Here is a 24,562-nt window from a genome sequence, read left to right as displayed (position 1 = left end):
CGTCAGAACCGGTAGGCGATGGCGGTGGAAACCGTCAGGTTGGTCGGCCGCTCGACGAGCGGGCTGTGGCGGGCGTCGCCGGCCAGGCGCGACACCTGCACCTGCGAACTCAGCATCCAGGAAGGCGAGAACGCCCAGTTCCAGCGCGCGCCGACGCGGCCGTCCTTCAGGCCGCCGCCGGCGCGATACACCGGGTTGCCGCTGCGCAGGGAATCGAGCGTGCCGACGCCGAAGTAGGCGTTGTTGTAGGCCGCGCTGGCGAAGCTGACGCCGGCCGTGAACGACAGGCGGTGGTGGGCGCCCAGCTGCATCGCGAGGCGCTGCACGCCCAGGTCCAGGCGCGCGCCATCGCGCTCGTTGCCGGCGCCATACAGCAGGCTGCCGGTCAGGCGCCAGTCGGGCGTCAGGTAATAGTTCAGGAAGCCGCCGCCCAGCAGGCGGGTCGAGATCGGCGCCATGCCGGCCAGGCGGTTCTCGCCCGGCGCCACTTGCGGCAGGGCGACCATGGAATAGCGTTCGGCGCCGATGCCGCCGATGCCGCCGCCGGCGCCCGCTTCGTCGCGGCGTTGCTGCAGTTCGACCAGGGGACCGTATTCGAGGTTGGGATTGCCGCCCAGGTGGATGCCGGCGCGCATGCCCGACACGAAGACACCATTGCTCCACTGCACTTGCAGCACCGGCAGCGCATGGCGTTCGCTGTGGCGCGCCCCTTCGTAGCGTGGCGCCGAGACGATGCCCAGCCCGACATACATGTCGCGGCTGCCGTCCGGCATGGGATTCATGGCCGGCGTCTGGGCGGAAGCGCCGCTCGATACGGCAGCGAGCGCGAGTGCGAGAAACTTGTTCATGGCGGGGCAATGGAATGGGGTGCCAGTATTTTACTTTGAGGCAAACCTTATCCGATATATCCTTACAGCATGATTCTCGACAGTGAGGCGCGCCATGGCCAACAACCACGCGCCGCCACCCGGCTCGGGATGGCCACGCGCCCGAAATGGCGGCGACCGGAATAAAAAAACCCACCGACACTCGCGTATCGAGTGGGCAAACGGAAAATCTGAATCCTGCGTAGGATATCCGTTCGGCAATTTCTAATCTGCCCGGAGATGTCGGCCATTTGTCGTGAATTTGTAAGCCCCACGCATATCCTTTGCTCCTATACAATGGCGTTGGGAGAAAAACAATGTTTTGTAGGTTGGCTGGTCACTGTCGGTGTCGCGGGAGAATCGGGTGAACCGGATCTTTTTCCGCTTTTTCGTGCTGGTGATGCTCTCGATCACGGCCGCGACCTTCGTCATCTACTTCGCCATGAGCCGGCTGTTCGGCGATCCGCTCGACGACATCGCCCGGCGCCAGGCCTCGGCCCAGATCTTCCTGATCGAGCAATACGTCGACGAGGCGCCCACCGACGAATGGCTGGTGCGCCTGAACCGGGTGCGCGAGGTCTCCGACACCCGCTTCGACCTGATCACCCTGCAGGCGGCGCGCGCCGCCCTGCCCGGCGCCAGCCTGGCCGCGCTCGAACGCGGCGAAGTCGTGCTCGACGTCGACAACAAGGCCTTCTATCGCCGGGTCGACCTGCGCGGCGAGCGCTACATCGGCAGCGAGGACGAGGTCATCCACGCGCGCGACCTGCCGATCGACGTCAACCTGGCCCTCAAGATGGAAGCGGTGCGCTACGTGATCGTCGCGTTCGCGCTCCTGGTGCCGATCGCGCTGTGGTCGCGCGCGCACTGGCAGGGCCTGCAGCGGCTCTCGCGCGTCGCCGACGAGTTCGGCTCCGGCCGGCTGTCGGCGCGCGCGCGCATGCCGCGCTCGGCCAGCATCTATCCGCTGGCCGAACGGATCGACCACATGGCCGACCGCATCGAGGAATTGTTGGTCGCGCAGAAGAACCTGCTGCATTCGGTGTCGCACGAACTGCGCACGCCGATCGCGCGCCTCGAGTTCGCGCTCGAGCTGCTGGATGCAAAGGCGAACGATCCGGCCCTGCGCCCGCGCATCGCCGCGATGGAAGGCGACCTGCGCGAGCTGGATGCGCTGGTGAACGAGCTGCTGGACATGGCGCGCCTGGGCAGCGAGCTGGCGCTGCAGCGCGAGCCGGTGAACGTGGCGGAACTGCTGCGCGCGACCGTCGCCGCGCTGCCGCCGGGAACGCAGTCGCTCGCGCTCGAGCAGGACGGCGACCTGGGCACGGTCGAGGCCGATCCGCGCCACCTCGGGCGGGCGTTGTCGAACCTGCTCAGGAACGCGCAGAAGTACGCGGCGGCGGCGATCCGGCTGTCGGCGCGGCGCGACGGCAAGGCCTTGGTGCTGGCGGTCGAGGACGATGGGCCGGGTATTCCGCAGGACGAACGCGAGCGCATCTTCGAACCCTTCTACCGGCTCGACCGCAGCCGCGACCGCGCGACCGGCGGCTTCGGGCTGGGATTGTCGATCGTGCGCAAGGCCGTGCTGCTGCACGGAGGAACGATTACCGTGGAACAGTCGGAGCTCGGCGGTGCCAGGTTCGTGATCACGCTGCCGGCGTGATGCGGAATCGGATAAAAATCACTCCGGTTTCGTACACCCGTTCAACGATGGTGAAACAATTGTGGAAACGAAGTGTCGTAGGGTGGGCGGCGACACCGGGTTGGTTGCGACCACGCTGCGGTAAAGCCGCCCACGCGTTCAACCAAAAGTGGAATAGTTGCGGCAGCGAGCGGAGCCCGAAGGGCTTTTCGGGCATAAACAAGAGCGCGGCCGATCAGGCGCAGCTTGAACGCGTGGGCGGCGCACACGCCGCGGATATGCACCGGGTCAGGTGGAGCCGCCCACCCTACGGTCGTGCCGCTGGAGACTACTTGCGCTCGGGCTTGACGTGCGTGAAGCCGTACCACAGGTGTTCCCACCAGTGCTCGCGCGATTTCACGGTATAGAGGCAGGCCTTGTCGACCCCGCTCTTGAACACCGGGTCCTGGCATTGGTTGGTGATCAGGGCGTACCGCTGGTTCTCCGCATTGACGAGGGCAATGCAGAGCCAGATCACGATCCCGAACAGGATCACGACCAGCGACCAGGCAATGTGGTTCACATTGCTGGTCTCGAACAGGTCCTCTTCCCGTGGTCGGGAACCTTCGTACATCTCGAGGACCTTGCGTTCCGAATCGCTCATTTCGTCTTGGCTGCCTTTGCGACAAGTGCGTCCATGACCTGGAAGCTTGCGTCCATGATCTGCTTACCGTCCTTCAGCTTCAGCTTGTCCGCGACCTGGCCCGGCGAGGTCTGGTACTTGCCGTCGATGATGATGGTCGGCGTACCGCTCACCTGGTAGGCGTTGGCGAGCTGGGGCAGGCGGCGCAGCTTGGTCGTGACGCTGAACGAGTTCCACACTTCCAGGAACTTGGCGCGGTCGATGCCGTTCTTCGCGACCCAGTCGATGATCTGGTCGTCCTTCATCAGGCGCACGCGCTGCACGTGCACGGCGTGCAGGATCTTCGGATGCATCTCGTCGAGCTTGCCCATCGCCTCGAGCGTCAGGAACAGGTGCGCTTCCGGATCGGTCGGACCCTGGAACGGCAGGTGGACGCGGCGCAGGACAATGTTGTCGCCCTGCTTTTTGACCCAGGCGTTCAGGCCAGGTTCCAGTGCGTAGCACGCCGGGCAGTGGTAAGCGAAGAACTCGACCACTTCGACCTTCTTGCCGGTGGCCTGGACCGGTTGCGGCGCCGCCAGCGTCACGTACTCGACGCCGTTCTGCGGATTGGTGGGCGAAGCGAAAGCGGTGCTGGCGACCAGGCTGGCGGCGATCAGGGCTAAACGCAGGGTGCGGCGCATATTTATCCTTCTTGTCTGGTAGTTGAAGAAAACGACCGCGAGATTACCACTTTTTTGCCTTCCCCTTCGGGAATCCCCCGGTTTTTTGCATTTGCTTACCGCTGTAACGGGCGCTTACCACGCGCCTCTTCCAGGCGCCGGCACAAGGCGGCGGCGCCGTCGGCGATGCGTGGGCCCGGCCGGGTCAGCAATTCCTCGTCCAGCGTGAACAGGTTGTTGCGGCGCACCGCCGTCATGCCGCGATAGGGCTGCCAGATCGACAGGCCGCGGTCCTGCGGCGTGTACAGCTTGCCGCCGACGATCGCTTCCGGGTCCTTCTGCACCACGGCCTCGACGCCGACCTGGGGCGCGATCGTCTTCAAATCGGCAAAGATGTTGGTCCCGCCGCAGAGCCGGATCGCGTCGCTGGCGATCTGCTCGCCGTTGAGCGTGTAGAGCGGATTGTCCCAGGCCTGGTAGAACACCGTGACCGGCGGCCGGCCGGCGTAGCGCGCGCGCAGCGCGTCCAGCCTGGCCCGGTACGCGGCGGCGGCGGCCTGGGCGGCGGCTTCGGTGCCGAGCAGCTGGCCGAAGCGCAGCAGGCTGGTCGCCACCTCGTCGAGCCGGCGCGGCTCGCTGTGGAAGACCGGGATCCCCAGGCTTTGCAGCTGGGCGACCTGGCGCGCGGTATTCCCGCTCTGCCAGACGATTAAAAGGTCCGGCTTCATCGCGATCACGCGCTCCAGGTCGATCTGGCTGTTCGAGCCGATCAGGGGAATGCTGCGCGCCGCCGCCGGGTAGTCGCTGTAGTTCATCGCGCCGACGATGCGCGCGCCGCCGCCGGCCGCGAACAGCAGTTCGGTCACGTGCGGCGCCATCGAGATCACGCGCTGGGCCGGCCGCGCCAGCGTGACGCGGCGGCCGGCGTCGTCGACCACGGTAATGGCCGCCTGGGCAGCGCAGGCGCTCATCAGGAGCCAGGCGAGAAGCAGCGCTTTCATGGCGCGCGCCGGACTGGAACGACGGCGGCGCCCTGCGCCGTTTCGTCCGGCAGGAACACGGTGCGCCCGCCATGGGCGATCGCCGCGATCGGATGGCCGAGGCAGGCGCTCAACAGGTCGGGCCGCATCACCGCTTCGGTCGGGCCGGCGTGCCAGCTGCCGTCGCCGTTCAGGAGCAACGCGTGGCTGGCGCCGCTCCAGGCCAGATTCAGGTCGTGGCCGACGCTGACCACCGTCCTGCCCTCCTCGCGGCACAGGCGCGCCATGAGGCCGGTCACCGCGACCTGGTGCGCCAGGTCGAGGGCATTCGCCGGCTCGTCCAGCAGCAGGAGCGGCGTGTCCTGGGCCAGCAGGGCGGCGATCGCCACCCGCTGGCGCTCGCCGCCCGACAGGGTGCGCACGTCGCGCTGGGCCAGGTGCAGCACGTCGAGCGTGCGCAGCGCGTGTTCGGCGGCGGCGTGGTCGTCGCTGCCCTCCCAGTAGCGGTCGGCGTGATACGGGTGGCGCGCCATCAGCACGGTCTCGATCACGCGGTAGGCAAAGGCGTCGCCGCGCGACTGCGCCAGGTAGGCGCGCTCGCGCGCCAGCGCCGACATCGGCCAGTCGGCCAGCGGCTTGCCGGCCAGGCGCACGCTGCCGCCGTCGGGCGCGCGCAGCCCGGCCACGGTGCGCAGCAGCGTGCTTTTACCGGCGCCGTTGGGGCCGATCACGCACCAGCTCTCGCCGGAATCGACGCGCCAGTTCAGGCGCTCGACGAGCACGCGGCTGTCGGTGCGCAGGGTCAGGTCATGGGTGGAAATCATCGGCGGCGCACATGCAGTTGGTGTAGCTGGAACAGGAAGACGGGCACGCCGATCAGCGAGGTCAGCACGCCGACCGGCAGCTGCTGCGGCGCCAGTACGGTGCGCGCCAGGGTGTCGGCCAGCACGAGGAAGCTGCCGCCCGCGAGGGTGGCAGCCGGTAACAGGATACGATGATCGGGACCGAAGGCGTGGCGGCAGGCGTGCGGCACTACCAGCCCGACGAAGCCGATGCTGCCGCCGGTGGTGACGGCGCAGGCGGTCAACAGGCCCGAACAGAGGAACAGGAAGCGGCGCTCGAATGCGACGTCGACGCCCAGCGCCGCGGCGGCGTCGGCATGCAGGGCCATCAGGTTCAGGGCGCGCGCCCGGCGCAGCGCCAGCAGCAGGGCCGCGCCCAGCACCAGCCAGGGCAGCACGCGCCAGCCGGCGCCGGCCAGGTCGCCGATCATCCAGAACACCATCCCGCGCAGGCGCGACTCGGGCGCGACCGACAGCATCAGGGTGACCAGCGCCATGCAGGCCGAGGCCAGGACCACGCCGGTCAGCAGCAGCACGCCGGATTCGCCGCTGCGTACCGTGCCGCGCGCGCCGCCAAGGTCGCGGCGCGCCAGCAGGTAGAGCAGCAGCGAGATCCCGGCCGCCCCGCCGAAGGCCCCGAGGTCGACCGCCCACAGGGCCGCGCCGAACAGCAGGGCCGCCAGCGCGCCGACGGCGGCGCCGGCGGAGACGCCCAGCACGTAGGGGTCGGCCAGCGGATTGCGCACCAGCGCCTGCATCATGACGCCGGCCAGCGCCAGCGCGGCGCCGGTGACGAAGGCGCTGCTGGCGCGGCCCAGGCGCAGGTCGAGCAGGGTCGCCGCCATGCCGTCGGGCGCGCCGGCCAGCAGGCTGGCCAGGGCTTGCGGCAGCTCGCCCAGGGGCACGGGCACCGAACCGGCGGCGCCGGCGGCGGCCAGCGCCAGCAGAGAGAAAGCAGCGAGCACCAGCAGCACCAGCGTCGCACGCCGGTGCTGCTGGCGCGCAGCGCTCTTCTCGAATACTGGCGGCGCGACGCGCATGACCTTAGAAGTCGTAGCGCGCCGAGAGCTTCAGCTGGCGGCCGTCGCTCGGGTAGATGCCGCTGCGGCAGCCGAAGGCGTTGCTGAAGTACTGGCGGTCGGCCAGGTTCAGGCCGCTCACCGCGAACTCCCAGGCGCCGACCTTGCGCGCGTAGCGGGCGTCGACGGTGGTGTAGGACGGGATGCGCGCGTCGCAGGTGTTCGAGAAATCGCTGCCGTAGCGCTGGCGCGAGACGAACTGCGCGCCGATGTCGGCGGTGTGGCCGCTCGCCGGCATCCACGCCAGGCGCGCGGTGACGACGTTCTTCGGCACCAGCACCATCTCGCGGCCGGCGTTCGGACCGTCGGTGAACTCGGCCTGCACGTGCTGCCACTGGCCGCTCAAGCGCCAGTCGGCGCCGATCTTCAGCTGGCCCTCGAGCTCCACGCCCTGGCGGCGGGTCGGGTCGAGGTTGGTGTTGGCGCCGTAGCCGTTCAGGGTCGGATCGAAGAAGATCTCGTTGCGCAGGCGGTGGCGGAACACGCGCGCCGCGAGGCGGCGCTCCTCGTCGCCGACGGTCACGCCCAGTTCGAGGTCGCGCGAGGTCTGCACGTCGAGCAGGCCCTCGGCCGAGCGGTAGCCGTTCTCGTCGGCGTTCGGGATGCGGTAGCTCTGCCCCGCCTTGGCGTGCACGGTGACGCCCGCGACCGGGTCGATGCTGCCCTCGACGCTCCAGCCGTTCTGCGACTGCGCGCCGTTCGGCACGAACAGGTCGGCGTTGGCTTCGTCCTTCTCGAAGCGCTCGTGGCGCGCGCCCAGCGCCAGGCGTGCATTGGCCGCGCCCGGGAAGCGCATCTCGTCGCGCAGGTAGAAGGCCTTCGAATCCTGGCTCGCGTCCGAACCGGTGCTGGTGGCGCGCTCCCAGCGCATCAGGTCGATGCCGGCCACGACCTCGTTGAGCATGCCGTTCCAGCGCGACGTCTGGCGCAGGCGCGGCGAGAACTGGGTCTGGCGCGTGTGGTAGCCGTACGCGTAGACGTAGGTGCCGTAGTCGTAGGCGGCGTTCACCTCGCGCTCGCGGTGCGACAGTTCGGCCGCCAGCTCGACGCTGCCGATGCGGTGCTCGGCCGACAGGGTGACGCGGTCGCTGTCGAGGCTGCCGAAGTCGTTCGGGGTGAGGGTCTGGCGCGGGTTGGCCTCGAACTGCTCGAGCGTCAGCGAGCCGGGCAGGCGCGAATCCTGGCGCGCGCTTTCCACGCGCAGGCCCAGGCGCGAACCGTCGACGGCCCACTGCACGCCGCCGCTGATGTTCTTCTGGCGGAACGCGTTGTTGTCGCGGTAGTTGTCGGTGCCCTGCTTGGCCGCGGCCAGGTCGAACGACAGCGGACCCTCGCCGTGGCGGACCGAGGCGCGCGCGTCGTACTGGTCGAAGCGGCCGCCTTCCAGGCTCAGCGAACCGTGGTAGCCGGCTTCCGCGCCGCGTTTGGTGATGATGTTGATGACGCCGCCGGTCGCGCCTTCGCCGTACAGCACGCTGCTGCCGCCGCGCGTGATCTCGATGCGCTCGACGGTGTCGACCGGGATCGAGGACAGCACGGCGCCCGTCAGTTCGTTCTCGTTCATGCGCACGCCGTCGACCAGGATCACCAGGTTCTGGCTGCCGTTCGCACCGAAGCCGCGCAGGTCGAGCGCGAAGTCGGGCGAGCCGTCCAGGCTCTGGCGGCCGTACACGCCGCCGATCTTGCGGATCGCGGCATTCACGTCGGTGGCGCCGGCGCGGCGGATGTCCTCGGCCGTGATCACGCTGGCGCTGATCGGCGGCAGGGCCGCGTCGCTGGCGAAGCGCGCGCCGGTGACGTGGACGGTGGTCATGGCCTGCTCGGCGCTGGCGGCGTTGGCAAACAGGGAGAAGGAAACGGCGCAGGCAAGCGCGAGCGGCTTGATCGCCGGCGCGCTGTTCGGAACAGCAAAAGTCATGTTGTGATTCTTATGAAAAGTGTGCACCCGGACCTGCGTCCCCGCAAGCCGGATTCAACGGACGTGCCTTGAGCGCGCCTGGCAAGGCCTTCAGGGCAAGGAGCATTGTCGAAGACAGTACGCGCGTACGGCGAGACGATGCAACGCAGCCATGGAGGTCTTGGCAGGCGCGCTCGCGCGCGTCCACCTGTCCTGGCCGGTATCCGGGCTTGCAAGTCGGACCGCCTCACCTTCCTATGCCTGGGCACAGTGGTCTTCGAGGCGGCCAGTCGCCGGGGGCGACGCTTGTTTACCGTTGCGGGGGCAGCACACCTTGGCCGCGCGCCGGAGGCGCCGCGGACTCGTGTTTCCCGTTTAACTGCGCACGCGGATTGCGCGCGCGGGCACCAGAACGGGGGGGATTATATATCGGGCAAGGATGGTGGTCGATGCACGGGGCGCGTGGATGCGTGCCGTAAGGTGGCGTGGGTACAAGTACCCACCCTACAAAACCGGTTCTCGTAGGGTGGGTACTTGTACCCACGTGGTCTCATCGCCTGATCAGAGGCAGAGGCAGAGGCAACAGGCGAATCAGGTCCCGCGCTTGCCGCGCGCGGCTTCCTCGGCCCTGGCGGCGGCCTTCTCGGCGGCGATGCGCGCCTTCTCGGCCATCTCGACTTCGTGCGCGGCGATGCGCACGGCGCGCGTTTCGGGGGTTTCCAGGCTGATGCGGCCCAGGGCGCCGGTGCGGTAGTCGTGCAGCAGCACGTGGGCCGCCTTCTCGATGTCGTACTCGCCGCCGCGCACGCGGAAACCGCGGCGCGAGGCGACGTTCTCGACCACGGCGATGCCGTCGAGCCCCTCGGTCTTGAAGCCGTAGCGGGCGGTCAGCAGATGCGGGTAGCGCTCGAGCAGCAGGTCGCCCAGGAAGAAGGCAACCTCTTCTTCGATCAGCGCGTTGGTGCCGATCGCGTGGCTGGCGGCGAGCATCATGCCGTCGCTGTCCATCTCGATCTTCGGCCACATCAGGCCCGGGGTGTCGACCAGCACCGTGTGCTTGTCGAGGTAGAGCTTTTGCTGGGTCTTGGTCACGGCCGGCTCGTCGCCGACCTTCGCCACGCGCTTTTTCAGCAGGGCGTTCATCAGGGTCGACTTGCCCACGTTCGGAATGCCCATGATCATGATGCGCAGCGGCTTGGTCGGCACGCCGCGGTGCGGCGCCAGCGACAGCGCCAGCTGCGGGATGCGGGCGACGTCGGCCGGCTTCTTGGTCGTCATCGGGTAGGCGGTCACGCCTTCCTGGGCGTCGTAGAAGGCTTTCCAGGCGGCGGTGGCGACCGGGTCGGCCAGGTCGATCTTGTTCAGGATCTTGAGGCAAGGGCGCTGGCGGAACTTGCGCATCTTCTCGACCAGGGGATTGCGGCTCGCCTCCGGCAGGCGTGCATCGAGCACCTCGATCACCAGATCGATGTTTTCCATCTGCTCCTCCGCCTGCTTCTTGGCGGAGTTCATGTGGCCCGGGAACCATTGTATCGACATGCTGTGCTTTCCAATTTCTTCTGACAAGGCGGCATTTTACGCTGGCCACCGCTGCGGCGTCCCGGCCACATGTCGCAATGTTTCCATTAGGAATGAAATCGGCTTGATCCGTTGCAATAACGAATCATTCCCGGCTGGGCACCATGGCCTTACCGGCCGCCCTTGGCCGGGTCGAGGAGAACATCATGGAATTCGCCCGCAACGCGGAAATCTGGATTTTCGGCGCCTTCATCGTCCTGGGAGCGGCGGCCTGCTTCGGCGGCCCGGCCGAGCGCGCCGCCCCCGCACCGGCGCGCCCTTTGCCCGATGCGGTGTCGAACGCCGTGGCCGAGGGCGAGCTCGCGCAGCCGGTCGTCGATCCGCGGCAGCCGATGTATACCGTCTACGTCGTCGGCAAGCGGCCGACCGCGATGGAGAAGCGCGCCGCGCGCAAGAGCGGCGCGGGTTGAACGGGACGCGGATGATGTACCCGTAGGGTGGGCGGCTACACCCGGGCCGGTGCACATACGCGCCCTGTGTGCCGCCCACGCGGCGATTGTTACCGGCTCTAATATCGAGCGCGACGATCTTGCCGCCAACGATCACTGCGTGGGCGGCACATCCGGCGCGTCAATGCACCGTTACAGGTATCGCCGCCCACCCTACCGCGCCAGCATCTCCATATCGCGCCGCACCAGCCCGGTCACGCCGCCCCAGTTGCGGTCCGTGTAGTGGCCGTAGTCCTCGCCGTCGTCCCTGAACACCACCGAATGCCAGGCCCATTTCGGCCGCCCGCCCTGGTTGTTGCCCGCGCCCAGGGTCAGGTCGTTGCAGAACCAGTCGCCCGGATTGCAGAAGGAACTGCCCGAGCCGCCCGACACCCCGCCCGCGCTGTGATAAGCCACCACCTCGTCGTCCTGGCCCGGCAGCACGAAGGAGTACAGCGTGCCCCTGGCCGCCGCATACATGTAGAACCAGATGCCGCGCGTGTCGTTGTGGTTGTACAGCGCGCGCGCCGTCGTCACCTTGTGCTGCTCGACCATCGGCTCGTTCGTGGCCCAGGCGCCGATGTTGGCCAGTTCGCTGCCGCCGCCCGACCCCGCCGCCGCCCTCACCCATTTGATGTTCCAGCCGGTCTGGGCGCCGCCGCCGGCGGTGCAGACGCCGGCGCCATTGGCCTGGGCATTCGTCACCGGCCGCGTCGAGCCGCCGTAGTTGGCCAGGGTGTAGCCGAGCAGCAGGTCGCCGGCGCTGTGGGTGGCGATGTAGCACCAGTTGTTGCCGGTGCAGAAGCAGTCGAGCGCGTTGCGCACGTAGGCGCTCTGCGAGGCGACGCCGCTCCTGCCGTCCCAGTTGACCGATTTCTTGTTGACGCCGGCCGGGGTGGCGTTCGGCCCGAAATAGGTGAAATCGTTGTAGTTGCCGATCGCGCCGCCGCCGGTGCGGCCGTGGATCCACAGGGTGTAGTTGGTGGCGCTGGCCAGGCCGGCTGCGAACATGCCGGGCAGACACAGCGCAAGTGCGATGCGTGCAGGACGTCCCATGTCTTCCTCCGTTCTTGTTGTATCGGCCATCTAAAAACAAGGGCGGCAGCGCGTCAATCGTGCCGAGACAAGCGTCGGGAGAAGGATACGGAACGGCGGGGCGAACGATTTGACGCCGTCAATCGTAGGGTGGGCGGCTCGACCTGTACGGTTGCTCGGACGTACCAGGTGCGCCGCCCACGCGGTGATCGTTACCGGCTCCGATCTCGGGCGCGATGATATTGCTGCCAACCATCACCGCGTGGGCGGCGCACGGGGCGCGTCTGCTCGCCCGTTCCGGTGTAGCCGCCCACCCTACGGGTTATCTGCAGGCGCTCGGCGGCAGCGGCTGGCCCGGATCGAATTTCTCCAGTTCGCCGCGCGCCAGCTTGCGGTCCTTCGCGAACTCCGTCAGGTAGCGCTCGCGCTCCTCGCTGGTCCATTCGGCGTCCGAGATGCCGTTCAGCGACGCGGTCCGGCTCTTGAGCACCGGTCCTTCCAGCCGCGGCATCAGCTCGCGGTCGGGGTCGACGTTTTCCCTGAGCAGGTAGCCGTCGACGTCGCGCAGGGTCAAGGGCAGCGCCGGCGACCCGTCGTGCATCAGCTTGCCGAACACGGTGAGCTTGACCTCGTTCGGCCCGGGGCCGAGCACCTCGTTGAAGGTGGCCAGCGCGAACGGGCGGCCCCTGGCGTCGTCGACGCGGCCGGTGATCACGTAGCGGCCGGGCTTGCGCACGTCGGCGCGCAGCACGAAGGCGAGCGAGCCGTCCTCGACGATCTCGCGCGGCTGCCCGGCCCAGACCGCCGGCATCGAGGGCGAATAGATCACGTCGAAGACCTGCACGCCCTTCTGGCCGCCGGCCGTGTAGCGCACCTCGGTGCGGATCGTGCCGTGGAAGCCCGCCAGCCCGGTCTGGGCCGGCGTCAGCACGGCGGCGAAGGCGCCGTCGCCCGGCACCGGATCGGCGCCGGCGCCGTCGTCGGCGAAGGCCAGCGCCACCTGCGTGGTCGGACGCGCGCCGGCCGTCATGATCCCGGCCGCCACCGCGCGCGTGACCACCAGCGGCAGCACGGCGCCGTCCGGCGTGACGGCGCGGATCGAGAACGCGACCGATTCGCCGGCCGCCATGTAGACCCGCGACTGCGAGGTCTGCAGCAGGATGTTGGGGTTGCTGCTGCGTTCGCCCGTGCGCATCGGCGTCATTTCGGTGACCGGGCGGTTCGGGTAGGCCTGGTCGGGATTCTGCGCCATCGGCCGCGAGCCCATCGGATACTGGCTGCCCTCGCGGTAGCTGCAATAGGTGTGGTCGGTCAGCTGGACGTTCTCGACCAGCTGCTGGCGCCGCCGCGCGCGCTCGGCGGCGGCGGGCGCCGGGTCCGGCTCGCCGCCCACCTGGCCGAAGAACTGCGGGCCCTGCGGAGTCTGGGCAGAACCCGCAGCCGGGGCGGCCGGAGCGGCCTCCCCCGGTCCGCGCAGGGCGAACCAGCCGATGGCCGCGACCAGCACCGCAAGCAGCGCCAGCGGCAGCCAGCTGCGCAGGCCGCCCCCTTCCTTCCTGCGTGAACGGTCAGAGAGCACTGTTCACCACGGCGTTGCGGACCACCCCGACGATGCCTGCCCAATTGCCGTTGGCATAGTGGTTATAGGCCTCGCCGTCGTCGCGGAAGCTGACCGAGTGGTAGCTCCACTTCGCCGTGCCGCCTTCGTTGGCGGCCGTGCCCAGGGTCAGGTCGTTGCACAGCCAGTCGCTCGGGTTGCAATAGGAGCCGCCCGCGCTGCCGGCCACGCCGCCGCTGCTGTGGTAGGCGATGGCTTCGTCGTCCTGGCCCGGCAGGATGCCGGAATAGGCGGTGCCCTTGGCGCCGGCGTACATGTAGAACCAGACGTTGCGGGTGGTGTTGTGGTTGTACATGGCGCGCGCGGTGGCGGTCTTGAGGTCCTTGACCAGGTCCTCGGTCAGGGCCCAGGAGCCGGCGTCGGCCAGTTCCGAACCGCCGCCCGCGCCCGAGGCGACGCGCACCCACTTGATGTTCCAGCCGGTCTGCGAGCTGCCGTCGGTGTTGCCGCAGACGCCGGTGGAACCCGGACTCGCGTTCTTCTTCAGGCGCGCCGAACCGCCGTAGTTGGCCAGGGTATAGCCGAAGATCAGGTCGCCGGCGCTGTGGGTGGCGACGTAGCACCAGTTGCCACCGGTGCAGAAGCAGTCGAGCGCGTCGCGGATCTTGCCGCTTTGCGAGGCGATGCTGCTCTTGCCGTCCCAGTTGACCGCCTTCTTGTTGACGCCGGCGGCGGTGGTGCTCGGTCCCCAGTAGGTGAAGCTGTTGTAGTTGCCGATCGTCCCGCCGCCGCCGCGGCCGTTGATCCACAAGGTGTAGTTGGCTGCCGCCGCGAAGCTGGACGCTGCCATCAGGCACAGCGCCATCGCCGTCTGGAATGCTATCTTCACAATCTCCTCCTTCTCGTTTTGAGTGGACGCCTGTGTCGAACGCCATCGCTGCCGGCTCGCGCAGGCGCAGCCGTTGTTACGGCTGAGCTGACTGTATGTCTCGCATGCATATGAGTCAATCGTGCAATTGACCAGAGAAGAGTTTGTGGTTTTAAAACAAATGCAAATTGAATTTGCCTTTGATCAAGATTCACATAGGCAATATATGCTTTTGCGCAATCGTAGGGTGGGGCTTTTGAGGCCGTTGGCCTCGAAAGCGAACGTGCCCACGCGTGAACGATGAACAGACGCGGCGCTTTATCAACGCAAACACGACGCAGGCTTCACGCGTGGGCACGGAGTGCCCACCCTACGGGACTCGGCTGCGGCTGATCAATCCAGGTCCGCCAGCACCTTCAAATGCGCCACCACGCTGCGCCCCAGCGCGGAAAGGTCGTAGCCGCCTTCCAGGCAGCTGACGATGCGCCCGCCCGCGTGCTCGCGCGCCACCGCCATCACCTCGCGCGTGATCCAGGCGTAGTCGGCCTCGACCAGGGCCATGCCGCCCATGTCGTCGTCGCGGTGGGCGTCGAAGCCGGCCGAGATGAAGATCATCTGCGGACGATGGGCGTGCAGCGCCGGCAGCCAGTGCTCGCGCACCAGCTGGCGCACGACGTCGCCGCCGCTCCTGGCCGGCACCGGGATGTTGACGCAGGTGGCGGTGACCGGTTCAGGGTCCGTGTACGGGTAGAAGGGATGCTGGAAGAAGCTGGCCATCAGCACGCGCGGGTCGTCGCGGAAGGACTCGGCGGTGCCGTTGCCGTGGTGGACGTCGAAGTCGACGATGGCGACGCGCTCCAGGCCGTGCGCTTCCAGCGCATGGCGCGCCGCGATCGCCACGTTGTTGAACAGGCAGAAGCCCATCGGCTCGCCGGGGCGGGCATGGTGGCCCGGCGGGCGCACCGAGCAGAAGGCGTTCGCGAGCTCGCCCTTGACCACCGCGTCGGTGGCGGCGACGGCCGCGCCGGCGGCGCGCAGGGCGGCCTGGTAGCTGGCGTGGCAGAGGATGGTGTCGGAATCGAGCGGGTAGAATTCGCCCTCGGCCGGCAGGTGGTCGCGCACCAGCGCCAGCGCGCCCTCGGTATGGTTGCGCAGCAGCGCCGGCACTTCGGCCAGCGGCGCCAGGCGGCGCTCGACCAGGCCCTCGAGCCGGGCCAGGATCAGCTGGTCGTCGATGGCTTTCAGGCGGTCAGGCGACTCCGGGTGCCAGTCGCCCATGTCGTGCCGCAGGCAGTCGGGATGGCTGTAGATGGCTGTGCTCATGGTGCGTTCGTGGTGAAACTCATGGTGGACTCATGGTGGACGCTCCTGGCGGCCGTGCCCGCTCCTGCTGCTCATCCATACACCGGACATCCCGGTTCTCGCATAGAATCGACCGTAGGGCCGCGGGAAAGAAAGATTGCCAATAGCGCTAATCTACCACGCCGCCCGCACCATCGCAGCATTCGACCAGGGGAACCCCAGCATGTTCGACAAATTGCACGACGCAGCCCGCCAGGTCGGCCAGATCGTGGTCGGCAAGGACCAGCAGGTGCGCCTCGCCTTTACCTGCCTGCTGGCCGGCGGCCACCTCCTGATCGAGGACGTGCCGGGCGTCGGCAAGACCACGCTGGCGCACGCGCTGGCGCTGGCGCTGGGCCTGCGGTTCAACCGGGTCCAGTTCACCAGCGACCTGCTGCCGGCCGACGTGGCCGGCATTTCGGTCTACGAGCGCGAGAAGAACGGCTTCGTGTTCCACCCCGGCCCGATCTTCACCCAGGTGCTGCTGGCCGACGAGATCAACCGCGCCACGCCCAAGACCCAGTCCGGCCTGCTCGAGGCGATGGAGGAGCGCCAGGTCACGGCCGACGGCGTCACCCGGCCCCTGCCCGAGCCCTTCTTCGTGATCGCGACCCAGAATCCGGCGCACCAGATCGGCACCTTCCCGCTGCCCGAGTCCCAGCTCGACCGCTTCCTGATGTGCCTGTCGCTGGGCTACCCCGACCCGGCCGCCGAGCGCGCCCTGCTGATGGGCGAGGACCGGCGCGCCATGCTGCGCACCCTGCGGGCGGCCATGAACCCGCTCGAGTTGATGGATGCGCAGGCCTCGCTGCGCCGCATCCACGCCTCCTCCGCCCTGATCGACTACGTCCAGGCCCTGGCCCAGGCCTCGCGCCAGGGCACCCTGTTCGCCGAGGGCCTGTCGCCGCGCGCCACCCTGGCGCTGCTGCAGGCGGCGCGCGCCTGGGCTGCGCTGGAAGGGCGCGACCACGTGCTGCCCGAGGACATCCAGGCGGTGCTGGTGCCGGTCTGCGCGCACCGCCTGCGGCCGTTGAAGTCGGCCCAGGGCATGGCCCTGGCCAGCCGCGACCTGGTGCTGCAACTGCAGAAATCGGTGCCGGTATAAGGAGCGACATGGCGCAGGCGTCCGCGGGATCGAGCGCAGAGTCGGCCACGACATCGGCCACGGATTCGTCCGCCGGCTGGCTGGCGCGCAAGCTCGGCGGCCGGCGCCACGGCCGGCGCGACGCCGGCGCCCTGGTGCTCGGCCAGCGCCGCATCTACATCCTGCCCACCGGCCCGGGACTGGGCTTCGGCGCGCTGATCCTGGTGCTGCTCATCGGTTCGATCAACTACAACCTCGGCCTCGGTTACGCCCTCACCTTCATGGCGCTGTCCTGCGCGCTGGTCGACATGGTGCTCACCTGGCGCAACCTGGCTTACCTGGTGCTTTCGCCCGGCCGCGCGCCCAGCGTGTTCGCCGGCCAGGAAGCGTCGTTCGAACTGCTGCTGACCAATCCCGGGCCGCGTGCGCGCTACGCGATCCGGATCGACCTGGCCGGCGCCGGCGAAGAGCGCCACGTGGCCGACGTCCCGGCCTCGTCCAGCGCCGGCGTGCGCATCGCGGTGCCCACCAGCGCGCGCGGCTGGCTGGCGGCGCCGCGCCTGGTCCTCTCCACGCGCTTTCCGCTCGGGCTGTTCCGCGCCTGGGCCTACTGGCATCCAGAAGCGCAGGCCCTGGTCTATCCCTTTCCCGAGGAAGGCGCGCCGCCGCTGCCACGGGCCAGCGGCGCGCGCGGCGACGGCGCCGGCCACCCCGGCAGCGAAGACTTCGCCGGCGTGCGCGCCTACCAGCCGGGCGACCCGCTGCGGCGCCTGGCCTGGCGCCAGATCGCGCGCCTCGATCCAGGCGAGGGCGGACAGCTCGCGACCAAGCATTTCGAAGGCGGCGCGCGCGAAGAACTGGTGCTCGACCTGGCCGCGCTGCCGCCGCGCGACGACCTGGAACTACGCCTGTCGCGCCTGACGCGTTGGGTGCTGGAAGCCGAGGGCCGCGCCCTGCCCTATGCGTTCCGCCTCGGCGCCCAAGCCTTCGACGCCGGGCTGGGCGCGGCGCACCAGGCCGCCTGCCTGCGCGCGCTGGCGCTGTACGGAAGCGGCGCCCACGGCGGCGGGAGCGCGCAATGAAGGCCATGCTGGCCCGTATCTCGAACCTGCCGCGCGACAAGGCAGACACCCTGCTGCTGCTCGCCAGCGCGCTGCTGGTGCTCATCCCGCACACGGCGCACCTGCCGTTGTGGGTGTCGCTGCTGTGCGGCGCCACATTGGCCTGGCGCGCCGCGATCACCCTGCAGGGCAAGCGCATGCCGCCCAGCCTGCTCCTGCTGCCGCTCGCCGGCGGCGCGATGCTGGGCGTGATGCACAGCTACCAGACCCTGCTCGGGCGCGACGCCGGAGTCGCGATGCTGGTGCTGCTGGTGGCCTTCAAGATGCTCGAGATGCACGCGCGGCGCGATCTGTTCGTGGTGGTCTTCCTGTGCTTCTTCCTGGTCCTGACCAACTTCTTCTACGAGCAGGGCATCGTCACCGCGCTCCTGATGGCGCTCTCGGTGCTGCTGCTGTTCACGGCCCAGATGAGCTTCCAGTTCGCCGGCGCGGTGCCGCCGCTGCGCGAGCGCTTCCTGATGAGCGCGCGCATGCTGGGCCTGGCCGCGCCGCTGGCGCTGGCCCTGTTCTTCCTGTTCCCGCGCATCCAGGGGCCGCTGTGGGGCCTGCCGGGCGACGCCGGCGGCGCGCGCACGGGCCTGTCCGAGACCATGGCGCCGGGCATGATGGCGAACCTGGCGCAGTCGCAGGAAGTGGCCTTCCGCGTCAAGTTCGAGGGCGCGCCGCCTCCGCGCGAGCAGCTCTATTGGCGCGGCCCGGTGCTGGGCGACTACGACGGGCGCACCTGGACCCGGGTCGGTGCGGCGCGCCGCCAGGGCCTTGAGGACCGCAGGCTGGCGCTGTCGGTCGCCGGCGAGCCGCTGCGCTACGAGGTCACGCTGGAGCCGGCCAACAACCGCTGGCTGTTCGCGCTCGAGATGCCCGAGCGCCTGCCGGGCGTCGCCGGGAACGCCGCCCAGCTGAGCGCCGAAGTCGAAATGACGACCCTGTTGCCGATCGCGGTGCGGCTGCGCTACCAGGTCGCCTCGTTCGTGCACTACCGCCTGCAGGCCGATGCCCTGCCCTTCGACGCCGACCAGTGGCTGCAGCTGCCCGGCGACAGCAATCCGCGCGCGCTGATGGCGGGCATGCAGCTGCGCGCGATTCCCGACCCGGCGCGGCGCGTCGACACCGTGCTGCGCGGTTTTCGCAGCGAGCATTACGTCTACACCCTGAATCCGCCGCTGCTCGGGCGCGATGCCGTCGACGGCTTCCTGTACGGCAGCCGCGCCGGCTTTTGCGAGCACTATGCCGAAGCGTTCGTGTTCCTGATGCGCGCCGCCGGGATTCCCGCGCGCGTGGTCACCGGCTACCAGGGCGGCGAGATCAATCCCCTGGACGGCTACCTGACCGTGCGCCAGTCGGACGCCCACGCCTGGGCCGAGGTCTGGCTGGCGCGCCGCGGCTGGGTGCGCATCGACCCGACAGCGGCGGTGTCGCCCGAGCGCGTGCAGCGCGGCATGGCCGGCGCCATACCGCCGCGCCCGCCCTTCGGCATCGAAGGCCTGGGAGGCCTGATCGGTATCGACGGCGCCGCCCATCCCTGGCTGCTGGAGCTGCGCTATGCGGCCGGCGCCATGAACAACGGCTGGAACCAGTGGGTGCTGAACTACACGCCGCAGCGCCAGCGCGGCATGGTCGAGCAATTGCAGGCCTCGCTGCTGGACTGGCGCTTGCCGCTCTGGCTAGGCATCCTGGCAATTGTGTTGTTGCTGGTACGCACATTACGCCGCCGCCGGGAAGTTGATCCGGTCGATGCGCTATACTCGGCCCTATGCACGCGCCTGTCCCGCATGGGACTTGCACGCTCGGCAGACGAGGGGCCGCAGGCCTACGCCGCGCGCATCGCGGCGGCAGGCAGGCTGGCGCCGGAAGCTGCGGCCGCCGCCCAGGAGTTCCTGCACCGCTACAGCGGCTGGCGCTATGCGCCGCGCGGCGCCGACGCCCATCTTGCCACGACCTTGAAGCGCCTACTTTCGCAAGTCAGATGAAATTGTTCGTACCCGCACTCGCCGCCTTCCTCCTCGCCGCCACCCCGATTTCGCAAGCAAGCGCCGCCGACGGCGGCCAGGCCGCCAAGACGCGCCCGGCCAAGGCATCCCAGAGCGCCAAGGGCGGCAAGTCCGCCAGGAAGGCGACACCGGCCAACACGGTGAAGACGGCCAAGGCGGCGAAAGCCGGCAAGGACAAGTCCGCCAAGCCGGTCAAGAAAGCCGTGGCCGCGGCCGCGGTGGCCGCAACGGCGGTGACGGCGGCGAAAACCATCGACTACGACGGCGAGCAGGTCAATTTCGCCGAGTGGCAGGCGGTGCGCGATTTCGCCGACGAGATGGCGGCCAGGCATGGTTTCGCGCGCGCCGAACTGGACACCCTGATGCGCCAGGTGCGCTTCGTCGAATCGGCGGTGCAGCTGGTCAAGCCGGCGCCGCCGGGCAAGCCGAAGAACTGGCAAGCCTACAGCGCCCGCTTCATCGAACCGATCCGCATCAATGCGGGCGTGCGTTTCTGGAACGAGAACGCCGAAGCGCTGCAGCGCGCCGAGGCCACCTATGGGGTGCCGGCCGAGATCCTGGTCGGCATCATCGGCGTGGAAACCGTGTATGGCCGCGACACCGGCCGCTTCCGCGTGCTCGACACCCTGACCACCCTCGCCTTTGCCTATCCGGAAGCGCCGAACCAGGCCGCGCGCGCCGCCTTCTTCCGCAGCGAATTGGAAAATGCGCTGCTGCTGGCGCGTCACGAGAACATCGATCCGTTCTCGCTGCTGGGTTCGTTCGCGGGCGCGGTCGGCCTGCCGCAATTCATGCCGGGCAATATTTTGAAGTACGGCGTCGATTTCGACGGCGACGGCCACGTCGACCTGCGCGGCTCGACCTCCGACGCCATCGGCAGCGTCGCCAACTTCCTGGTCCAGCACGGCTGGAACCCGCGCGACACGGGGCCGGCCGTGATCCAGGCGTCGGTGTCGCCGAGCCGCGCCTGGGAACCGCTGCTGGAGCGCGGCCTGAGCGCCACGCTGCGTCCCGACGAACTGACCGCCGCCGGCGTCACGCCCGACATTCCGCTGCCGGAGGGACGCCTGTACGGCCTGGTCGATTTGCAGAACGGCGCCGAGCCGACCGAGTACTGGGCCGCCAGCGACAACTTCTTCGCCATCACCAAGTACAACCGCAGCTATTTCTACGCGATGTCGGTGATCGACCTGGGCCGCGCGGTACGCGAAACGCGGGACAATGCGCTGCTGTAGAGTATTGCAGAGCCGGAAACTTTGTAACAGGTTGTAACTTCATCGGCAAGGTTTTGCCGTAGTGAATTCTTTTATGCACCGGGTACTCCCCCGGTGTATCCCAGTTGTTCCCGTTTCTATACTCCATGGAAACATTCTCGGGAGCGACATACTCCCCAAAGTCTTGTCAACCGAGCATATCATTTTGAAACGTGCGGCGGGCAAAACCTGTTTCCCTTACACTTAAGTTTAACGAAAAAACAATTATTTTTTCCGTGAGTTTGTGAGAGAATTGCATTGCGGCTATTGTTGCGATTAGACAACAAAACAGAGACCTTCGCACCGAATTCTATTGCTCATAAGTACTGAACCACAAAATAGTTGTACAATTGAGTAGATTTTTTCGAAAGACCTTCCGGAATCGAAACGCCGCTAGCGACTTTCCGTAACCCACATAGGAATTATTGAAATCATGACAAACCAAGTCGGCATTGATATGAACAGCGATTCGGAATCGGATGAACTGCTGCAATACAACCCGAACCGTCTGCTGGACACCCTGATCGAGAACCTGCGCCTGAAGAACGACGCAGCCCTGTCGCGCGCACTCGAAGTGGCGCCGCCGGTCATCTCGAAGATCCGCCACCACCGCCTGCCGGTCGGCGCCTCGCTGCTGATCCGCATGCACGAAGTGAGCGACCTGTCGATCCGCGACCTGCGCTACCTGATGGGCGACCGCCGCAACAAGTTCCGCATCAGCGACAAGCAGTTCAAGCCGAAGGAAGGCGCAGCGCCTGCAGCGCCGAGCAACACCGGCGAGCAGTCGTAATCGCACGCTCCGGCCTGGCGCCGGAGAAGCGCGGGATCTTCGAGACGGTCGTGTGACCGGGATCCTGCGCCAATAAAAAAGGGGCCGTGTGGCCCCTTCGTCATTTCATTTACTGTTGGACCTTACGCCGGGAACACGCCGGTCGACAGGTAGCGGTCGCCGCGATCGCACACGATGAACACGATGGTCGCGTTCTCGACGGTCTGCGAAATGCGCAGCGCCACCTCGCAGGCGCCGGCGGCCGAGATGCCGCAGAAGATGCCCTCTTCGGCCGCCAGGCGGCGCGCCATCTGCTCGGCCGCGGCCTGGCTGACGTTTTCCACCTGGTCCACGCGCGACTTGTCGAAGATCTTCGGCAGGTAGGCTTGCGGCCACTTGCGGATGCCCGGGATCGACGAGCCCTCTTCCGGCTGGGCGCCGACGATGCGGACGTTCTCGTTCTGCTCCTTCAGGTAGCGCGAGACGCCCATGATGGTGCCGGTCGTGCCCATGGCGCTCACGAAGTGCGTGATGCGGCCTTCGGTGTCGCGCCAGATTTCCGGGCCCGTGGTCTCGTAGTGGGCGCGCGGATTGTCCTGGTTGGCGAACTGGTCGAGGATGATGCCCTTGCCGTCCTTTTGCATCTGGTCGGCCATGTCGCGCGCGTATTCCATGCCGCCGGTCTTCGGGGTCAGGATGATCTGGGCGCCGTAGGCCGCCATGCTCTGGCGGCGCTCGATCGACAGGTTGTCGGGCATCAAGAGCACCATCTTGTAGCCGCGAATCGCGGCCGCCATCGCCAGCGCGATGCCGGTATTGCCCGAGGTGGCCTCGATGATGGTGTCGCCCGGCTTGATCTGGCCGCGCGCCTCGGCGTTCTTCAGCATCGACATGGCGGCGCGGTCCTTGACCGAGCCCGCCGGATTGTTGCCTTCCAGCTTGCCGAGAATGACGTTGTTGCGGGCCGCGGCATCCGCGCCCGGCAGGCGCACCAGTTGCACCAGCGGCGTGTTACCGATCGTATCTTCGATGGTCTTGTAGGCCATGTTCGCTCTCTTGCGGTTCTTCAAACCACCATTTTAATCGGATAAGCAATTGAGCGTCGTGACGCGGTCCAGAGGACCGGCTTGTGCGGGATCGGAGAATTCGTGGATGGGGTTTTCGTAGGGTGGGCACTTGTGCCCACGCGGTCTCATCGGTGGAAATGCGGCGAACTGACTGACATCGGTGTTGTCGCATTGTCGTTCGAATGCTCGATTGACCAGTCACGCGAATCATGACCGGGGTTCGTAGGGTGGACACCTGTGTCCACGCGGTATGGTGCGTATGATCGGCCTCGCACCAGATCAGGACCGCAAACGACCCGATTCAAGCCAGGGCGCCACTTCGCCACCGGTGAGACCGCGTGGACACAGGTGTCCACCCTACGAAAACCGGCGTGGACACTGTATCCACGCCAGCCTGTCAGAACGTCATCAACGCAGCGGCAACGGATACGTCGCCGGGCTGACGTTGCCGTCCTTGTCCACCGCCTGCACGCCGAAGAAGTAGTTGTCCTTCGACAGCTTGACCGTGGCCTCGAGCACATTGCCCACGTACTTCGCGCCCTCCCACTGCGCCGCGGTGGTCTCGCGCCAGACGATGCGGTAGCCGGCCAGGTCCGGCTCGGCGTTCGCGGCCCAGACCAGGGTCGTGTCGTTGGTCAGGCCGGCGGTGCGCACCTTGACGTCCTTGGGCGCGGCCGGGGCCAGCGCCAGCGAAGCCAGGGCCGCGGCGTTGACCTTCGTCACCTTCGCCGCGTAGTCGAAGTCGACGAAGTCGATCAGGTCGCCGTAGACCTTGCCGTCCTCGGTGCGCAGGTTCTGGTGCTGGTGCGCGAAATCCTCGTTCGGTTCGGTGAAGCGCAGTGCGGCATAGCCCTGCTCCAGGAAGGGCATGTGGTCGCCGCCGCGCAGGTAGCGGTCGTGGCGCTGGATGACGTTGACCTTGAAGCCCTTCACGTAGCGCTCGCCCTGCTCCTTGACGTGGCGCGCGAGCTGGCGCGTGATCGAGTCGTTCTCGCCGCCGGTGGCGACCAGTTGGCGCACGGCCTCGCTCATCTCCTTGGTGGCCGGGATGCTTTGCGCGAACAGGCGTACCTGCTTGTTGTCGACGCGGCCGTCGTCGGCGCGCGAGCTGCCGATGATGTCGTTGTTCAGCATGCCGGCGACGTTCAGGTTGTTGGCGCGCGCCTGGCGCGCCCAGTGGCCGGCGCCCAGCAGGCCCTGTTCCTCCGCGGCGACGGTCATGAAGACCAGGGTCGCGTCGAACTGGTGCTTCGCCATCACGCAGGCCATTTCCATCACGGCGGCGGTGCCCGAGGCGTCGTCGTTGGCGCCCGGCGCCTTGCCGGTGGCGTCCATCACGTCGGTGTTGCGGCTGTCGTAGTGGCCGCTGACCACGTACAGGCGGTCTTTCGAGGCTTCCTGGGCGCCCGGCAGGGTGGCGACCACGTTGACGATCTCGGTCGGGCGCGAGATGCGCGCCGAGACCGGGGCGATATGGCTGTCGAAGGCGACCTGCAGCTTGCCGGCGCCGCAGCGCTCCAGCTCGCTCTTGATCCAGCGCCGGGCCGCGCCGATGCCGCGCGTGTCCGACTCGGTATCGGACATCGTGTGGCGGGTCTCGAAGCTGACCAGCTTGCGGATATAGGTCTCGATGCGCTTGGGCGAGATCTCGGCGACGATCTTGTCGATCTGGGCCTGGTGGCGGGTGACGTCGGGGCCGGCAGGTGCTGCCGGGGCGGCAAAGGCGCCGCCGGCAATCAGTCCGGCGACCAGGCCGGCGGTAATGCGAAAATGAGGCATGGGAATCCTTGGAATCGTTGCGCTTCAATCAAGCAACATATCTTCTCATGCACATGTCGTTTCTTGCAGTACTTACACCTCAAAAATTTGTATAGCG

The 24,562-nt window shown here is 67.8% G+C and carries 21 protein-coding genes and 1 riboswitch; of the genes, 7 read left to right on the top strand and 14 right to left on the bottom strand.

Features of this window, described 5'->3' with window-relative positions; translation table 11 throughout:
* Positions 1–2: 2 nt before the first annotated feature.
* A complete protein-coding gene (locus RT688_RS13815) occupies positions 3–848 on the bottom strand; it encodes a MipA/OmpV family protein (RefSeq protein WP_313705434.1) in 846 nt (281 codons plus the stop codon).
* Positions 849–1,230: 382 nt separating this feature from the next.
* Between RT688_RS13815 and RT688_RS13810 the strand changes: the two genes are divergently transcribed.
* The gene (locus RT688_RS13810) at positions 1,231–2,532 is read left to right on the top strand and encodes an ATP-binding protein (RefSeq protein WP_313705433.1); all 1,302 of its coding nucleotides are present in this window, start codon (positions 1,231–1,233) and stop codon (positions 2,530–2,532) included.
* Between the two features lie 307 nt (positions 2,533–2,839).
* Here RT688_RS13810 and RT688_RS13805 read toward each other — a convergent pair whose 3' ends face one another.
* From RT688_RS13805 to ylqF, 7 genes are all read right to left on the bottom strand, one after another.
* On the bottom strand, positions 2,840–3,154 hold the full coding sequence (locus RT688_RS13805) for a hypothetical protein (RefSeq protein WP_313705432.1): 315 nt from the start codon (positions 3,152–3,154) through the stop codon (positions 2,840–2,842).
* Complete coding sequence (locus tag RT688_RS13800; RefSeq protein ID WP_313705431.1) at positions 3,151–3,816, bottom strand: thiol:disulfide interchange protein DsbA/DsbL; 666 nt, start codon at positions 3,814–3,816, stop codon at positions 3,151–3,153. The genes RT688_RS13805 and RT688_RS13800 overlap by 4 nt, the downstream gene beginning before the upstream one ends.
* Positions 3,817–3,911: 95 nt before the next feature.
* Positions 3,912–4,796, bottom strand: a complete 885-nt coding sequence (locus tag RT688_RS13795) for a cobalamin-binding protein (protein ID WP_313705430.1) — start codon at positions 4,794–4,796, stop codon at positions 3,912–3,914.
* A complete protein-coding gene (locus RT688_RS13790; RefSeq protein ID WP_313705429.1) occupies positions 4,793–5,599 on the bottom strand; it encodes an ABC transporter ATP-binding protein in 807 nt (268 codons plus the stop codon). The genes RT688_RS13795 and RT688_RS13790 overlap by 4 nt, the downstream gene beginning before the upstream one ends.
* Positions 5,596–6,657, bottom strand: coding sequence for an iron ABC transporter permease (locus tag RT688_RS13785; RefSeq protein ID WP_313705428.1), 1,062 nt, complete (start codon positions 6,655–6,657; stop codon positions 5,596–5,598). Before RT688_RS13785 ends, RT688_RS13790 begins: the two co-directional genes overlap by 4 nt.
* Before the next feature lie 4 nt (positions 6,658–6,661).
* Complete coding sequence (locus RT688_RS13780) at positions 6,662–8,614, bottom strand: TonB-dependent receptor (protein ID WP_313705427.1); 1,953 nt, start codon at positions 8,612–8,614, stop codon at positions 6,662–6,664.
* 176 nt (positions 8,615–8,790) lie between these two features.
* Positions 8,791–9,020, bottom strand: a riboswitch (cobalamin riboswitch).
* A 164-nt stretch (positions 9,021–9,184) separates the two neighbouring features.
* Complete coding sequence (ylqF, locus tag RT688_RS13775; RefSeq protein ID WP_313705426.1) at positions 9,185–10,132, bottom strand: ribosome biogenesis GTPase YlqF; 948 nt, start codon at positions 10,130–10,132, stop codon at positions 9,185–9,187.
* A gap of 185 nt (positions 10,133–10,317) precedes the next feature.
* Here ylqF and RT688_RS13770 point away from each other — a divergent pair, with 185 nt between their 5' ends.
* Positions 10,318–10,581, top strand: coding sequence for a hypothetical protein (locus tag RT688_RS13770; RefSeq protein ID WP_313705425.1), 264 nt, complete (start codon positions 10,318–10,320; stop codon positions 10,579–10,581).
* A 192-nt stretch (positions 10,582–10,773) separates the two neighbouring features.
* Here the strand turns inward: RT688_RS13770 and RT688_RS13765 are convergent, their stop codons facing one another.
* From RT688_RS13765 to RT688_RS13750, 4 genes are all read right to left on the bottom strand, one after another.
* Positions 10,774–11,655, bottom strand: a complete 882-nt coding sequence (locus tag RT688_RS13765; protein ID WP_313705424.1) for a hypothetical protein — start codon at positions 11,653–11,655, stop codon at positions 10,774–10,776.
* A gap of 301 nt (positions 11,656–11,956) precedes the next feature.
* Positions 11,957–13,213, bottom strand: a complete 1,257-nt coding sequence (locus RT688_RS13760; RefSeq protein ID WP_313705423.1) for a hypothetical protein — start codon at positions 13,211–13,213, stop codon at positions 11,957–11,959.
* Positions 13,203–14,081, bottom strand: a complete 879-nt coding sequence (locus RT688_RS13755) for a hypothetical protein (protein ID WP_313705422.1) — start codon at positions 14,079–14,081, stop codon at positions 13,203–13,205. The genes RT688_RS13760 and RT688_RS13755 overlap by 11 nt, the downstream gene beginning before the upstream one ends.
* Positions 14,082–14,453: 372 nt before the next feature.
* On the bottom strand, positions 14,454–15,383 hold the full coding sequence (locus RT688_RS13750; protein WP_313705421.1) for a histone deacetylase family protein: 930 nt from the start codon (positions 15,381–15,383) through the stop codon (positions 14,454–14,456).
* Between the two features lie 202 nt (positions 15,384–15,585).
* Here RT688_RS13750 and RT688_RS13745 point away from each other — a divergent pair, with 202 nt between their 5' ends.
* The 5 genes from RT688_RS13745 (at position 15,586) to RT688_RS13725 (ending at position 21,640) form a co-directional block, all read left to right on the top strand.
* Positions 15,586–16,506 (top strand): MoxR family ATPase, encoded by a 921-nt coding sequence (locus RT688_RS13745; RefSeq protein WP_313705420.1) that lies wholly within the window; start codon positions 15,586–15,588, stop codon positions 16,504–16,506.
* Positions 16,507–16,514: 8 nt separating this feature from the next.
* Positions 16,515–17,567: a DUF58 domain-containing protein gene (locus RT688_RS13740; protein WP_313705419.1), complete on the top strand. Its 1,053-nt coding sequence runs from the start codon at positions 16,515–16,517 to the stop codon at positions 17,565–17,567.
* Positions 17,564–19,576 (top strand): DUF3488 and transglutaminase-like domain-containing protein, encoded by a 2,013-nt coding sequence (locus tag RT688_RS13735; protein ID WP_313705418.1) that lies wholly within the window; start codon positions 17,564–17,566, stop codon positions 19,574–19,576. The genes RT688_RS13740 and RT688_RS13735 overlap by 4 nt, the downstream gene beginning before the upstream one ends.
* Complete coding sequence (gene mltB / locus RT688_RS13730; RefSeq protein WP_313705417.1) at positions 19,573–20,832, top strand: lytic murein transglycosylase B; 1,260 nt, start codon at positions 19,573–19,575, stop codon at positions 20,830–20,832. The genes RT688_RS13735 and mltB overlap by 4 nt, the downstream gene beginning before the upstream one ends.
* A gap of 451 nt (positions 20,833–21,283) precedes the next feature.
* Positions 21,284–21,640, top strand: a complete 357-nt coding sequence (locus tag RT688_RS13725; protein ID WP_313705416.1) for a hypothetical protein — start codon at positions 21,284–21,286, stop codon at positions 21,638–21,640.
* Between the two features lie 122 nt (positions 21,641–21,762).
* Here the strand turns inward: RT688_RS13725 and cysM are convergent, their stop codons facing one another.
* Together cysM and RT688_RS13715 are read right to left on the bottom strand one after the other, a co-directional pair.
* Positions 21,763–22,665, bottom strand: coding sequence for a cysteine synthase CysM (cysM, locus tag RT688_RS13720; RefSeq protein WP_313705415.1), 903 nt, complete (start codon positions 22,663–22,665; stop codon positions 21,763–21,765).
* Positions 22,666–23,094: 429 nt separating this feature from the next.
* Positions 23,095–24,465, bottom strand: a complete 1,371-nt coding sequence (locus RT688_RS13715; RefSeq protein WP_313705414.1) for a M28 family peptidase — start codon at positions 24,463–24,465, stop codon at positions 23,095–23,097.
* Positions 24,466–24,562: the final 97 nt, after the last annotated feature.

It is taken from the genome of Massilia sp. (genome assembly GCF_032106685.1).
Taxonomy (GTDB): Bacteria; Pseudomonadota; Gammaproteobacteria; order Burkholderiales; family Burkholderiaceae_D; genus Telluria.
This window is presented reverse-complemented; position numbering and strand designations above follow the sequence as displayed.

What these genes read in the sequence shown, in the direction of transcription:
- RT688_RS13770 (WP_313705425.1), top strand. Translation starts at nt 10,318, where the DNA reads ATGGAATTCGCCCGCAACGCGGAAATCTGGATTTTCGGCGCCTTCATC.
- RT688_RS13800 (WP_313705431.1), bottom strand. Translation starts at nt 3,816, where the DNA reads ATGCGCCGCACCCTGCGTTTAGCCCTGATCGCCGCCAGCCTGGTCGCC.
- ylqF (WP_313705426.1), bottom strand. Translation starts at nt 10,132, where the DNA reads ATGTCGATACAATGGTTCCCGGGCCACATGAACTCCGCCAAGAAGCAG.
- RT688_RS13725 (WP_313705416.1), top strand. Translation starts at nt 21,284, where the DNA reads ATGACAAACCAAGTCGGCATTGATATGAACAGCGATTCGGAATCGGAT.
- RT688_RS13740 (WP_313705419.1), top strand. Translation starts at nt 16,515, where the DNA reads ATGGCGCAGGCGTCCGCGGGATCGAGCGCAGAGTCGGCCACGACATCG.
- mltB (WP_313705417.1), top strand. Translation starts at nt 19,573, where the DNA reads ATGAAATTGTTCGTACCCGCACTCGCCGCCTTCCTCCTCGCCGCCACC.
- RT688_RS13785 (WP_313705428.1), bottom strand. Translation starts at nt 6,657, where the DNA reads ATGCGCGTCGCGCCGCCAGTATTCGAGAAGAGCGCTGCGCGCCAGCAG.
- cysM (WP_313705415.1), bottom strand. Translation starts at nt 22,665, where the DNA reads ATGGCCTACAAGACCATCGAAGATACGATCGGTAACACGCCGCTGGTG.
- RT688_RS13735 (WP_313705418.1), top strand. Translation starts at nt 17,564, where the DNA reads ATGAAGGCCATGCTGGCCCGTATCTCGAACCTGCCGCGCGACAAGGCA.
- RT688_RS13815 (WP_313705434.1), bottom strand. Translation starts at nt 848, where the DNA reads ATGAACAAGTTTCTCGCACTCGCGCTCGCTGCCGTATCGAGCGGCGCT.
- RT688_RS13750 (WP_313705421.1), bottom strand. Translation starts at nt 15,383, where the DNA reads ATGAGCACAGCCATCTACAGCCATCCCGACTGCCTGCGGCACGACATG.
- RT688_RS13765 (WP_313705424.1), bottom strand. Translation starts at nt 11,655, where the DNA reads ATGGGACGTCCTGCACGCATCGCACTTGCGCTGTGTCTGCCCGGCATG.
- RT688_RS13795 (WP_313705430.1), bottom strand. Translation starts at nt 4,796, where the DNA reads ATGAAAGCGCTGCTTCTCGCCTGGCTCCTGATGAGCGCCTGCGCTGCC.
- RT688_RS13745 (WP_313705420.1), top strand. Translation starts at nt 15,586, where the DNA reads ATGTTCGACAAATTGCACGACGCAGCCCGCCAGGTCGGCCAGATCGTG.
- RT688_RS13780 (WP_313705427.1), bottom strand. Translation starts at nt 8,614, where the DNA reads ATGACTTTTGCTGTTCCGAACAGCGCGCCGGCGATCAAGCCGCTCGCG.
- RT688_RS13790 (WP_313705429.1), bottom strand. Translation starts at nt 5,599, where the DNA reads ATGATTTCCACCCATGACCTGACCCTGCGCACCGACAGCCGCGTGCTC.
- RT688_RS13805 (WP_313705432.1), bottom strand. Translation starts at nt 3,154, where the DNA reads ATGAGCGATTCGGAACGCAAGGTCCTCGAGATGTACGAAGGTTCCCGA.
- RT688_RS13715 (WP_313705414.1), bottom strand. Translation starts at nt 24,465, where the DNA reads ATGCCTCATTTTCGCATTACCGCCGGCCTGGTCGCCGGACTGATTGCC.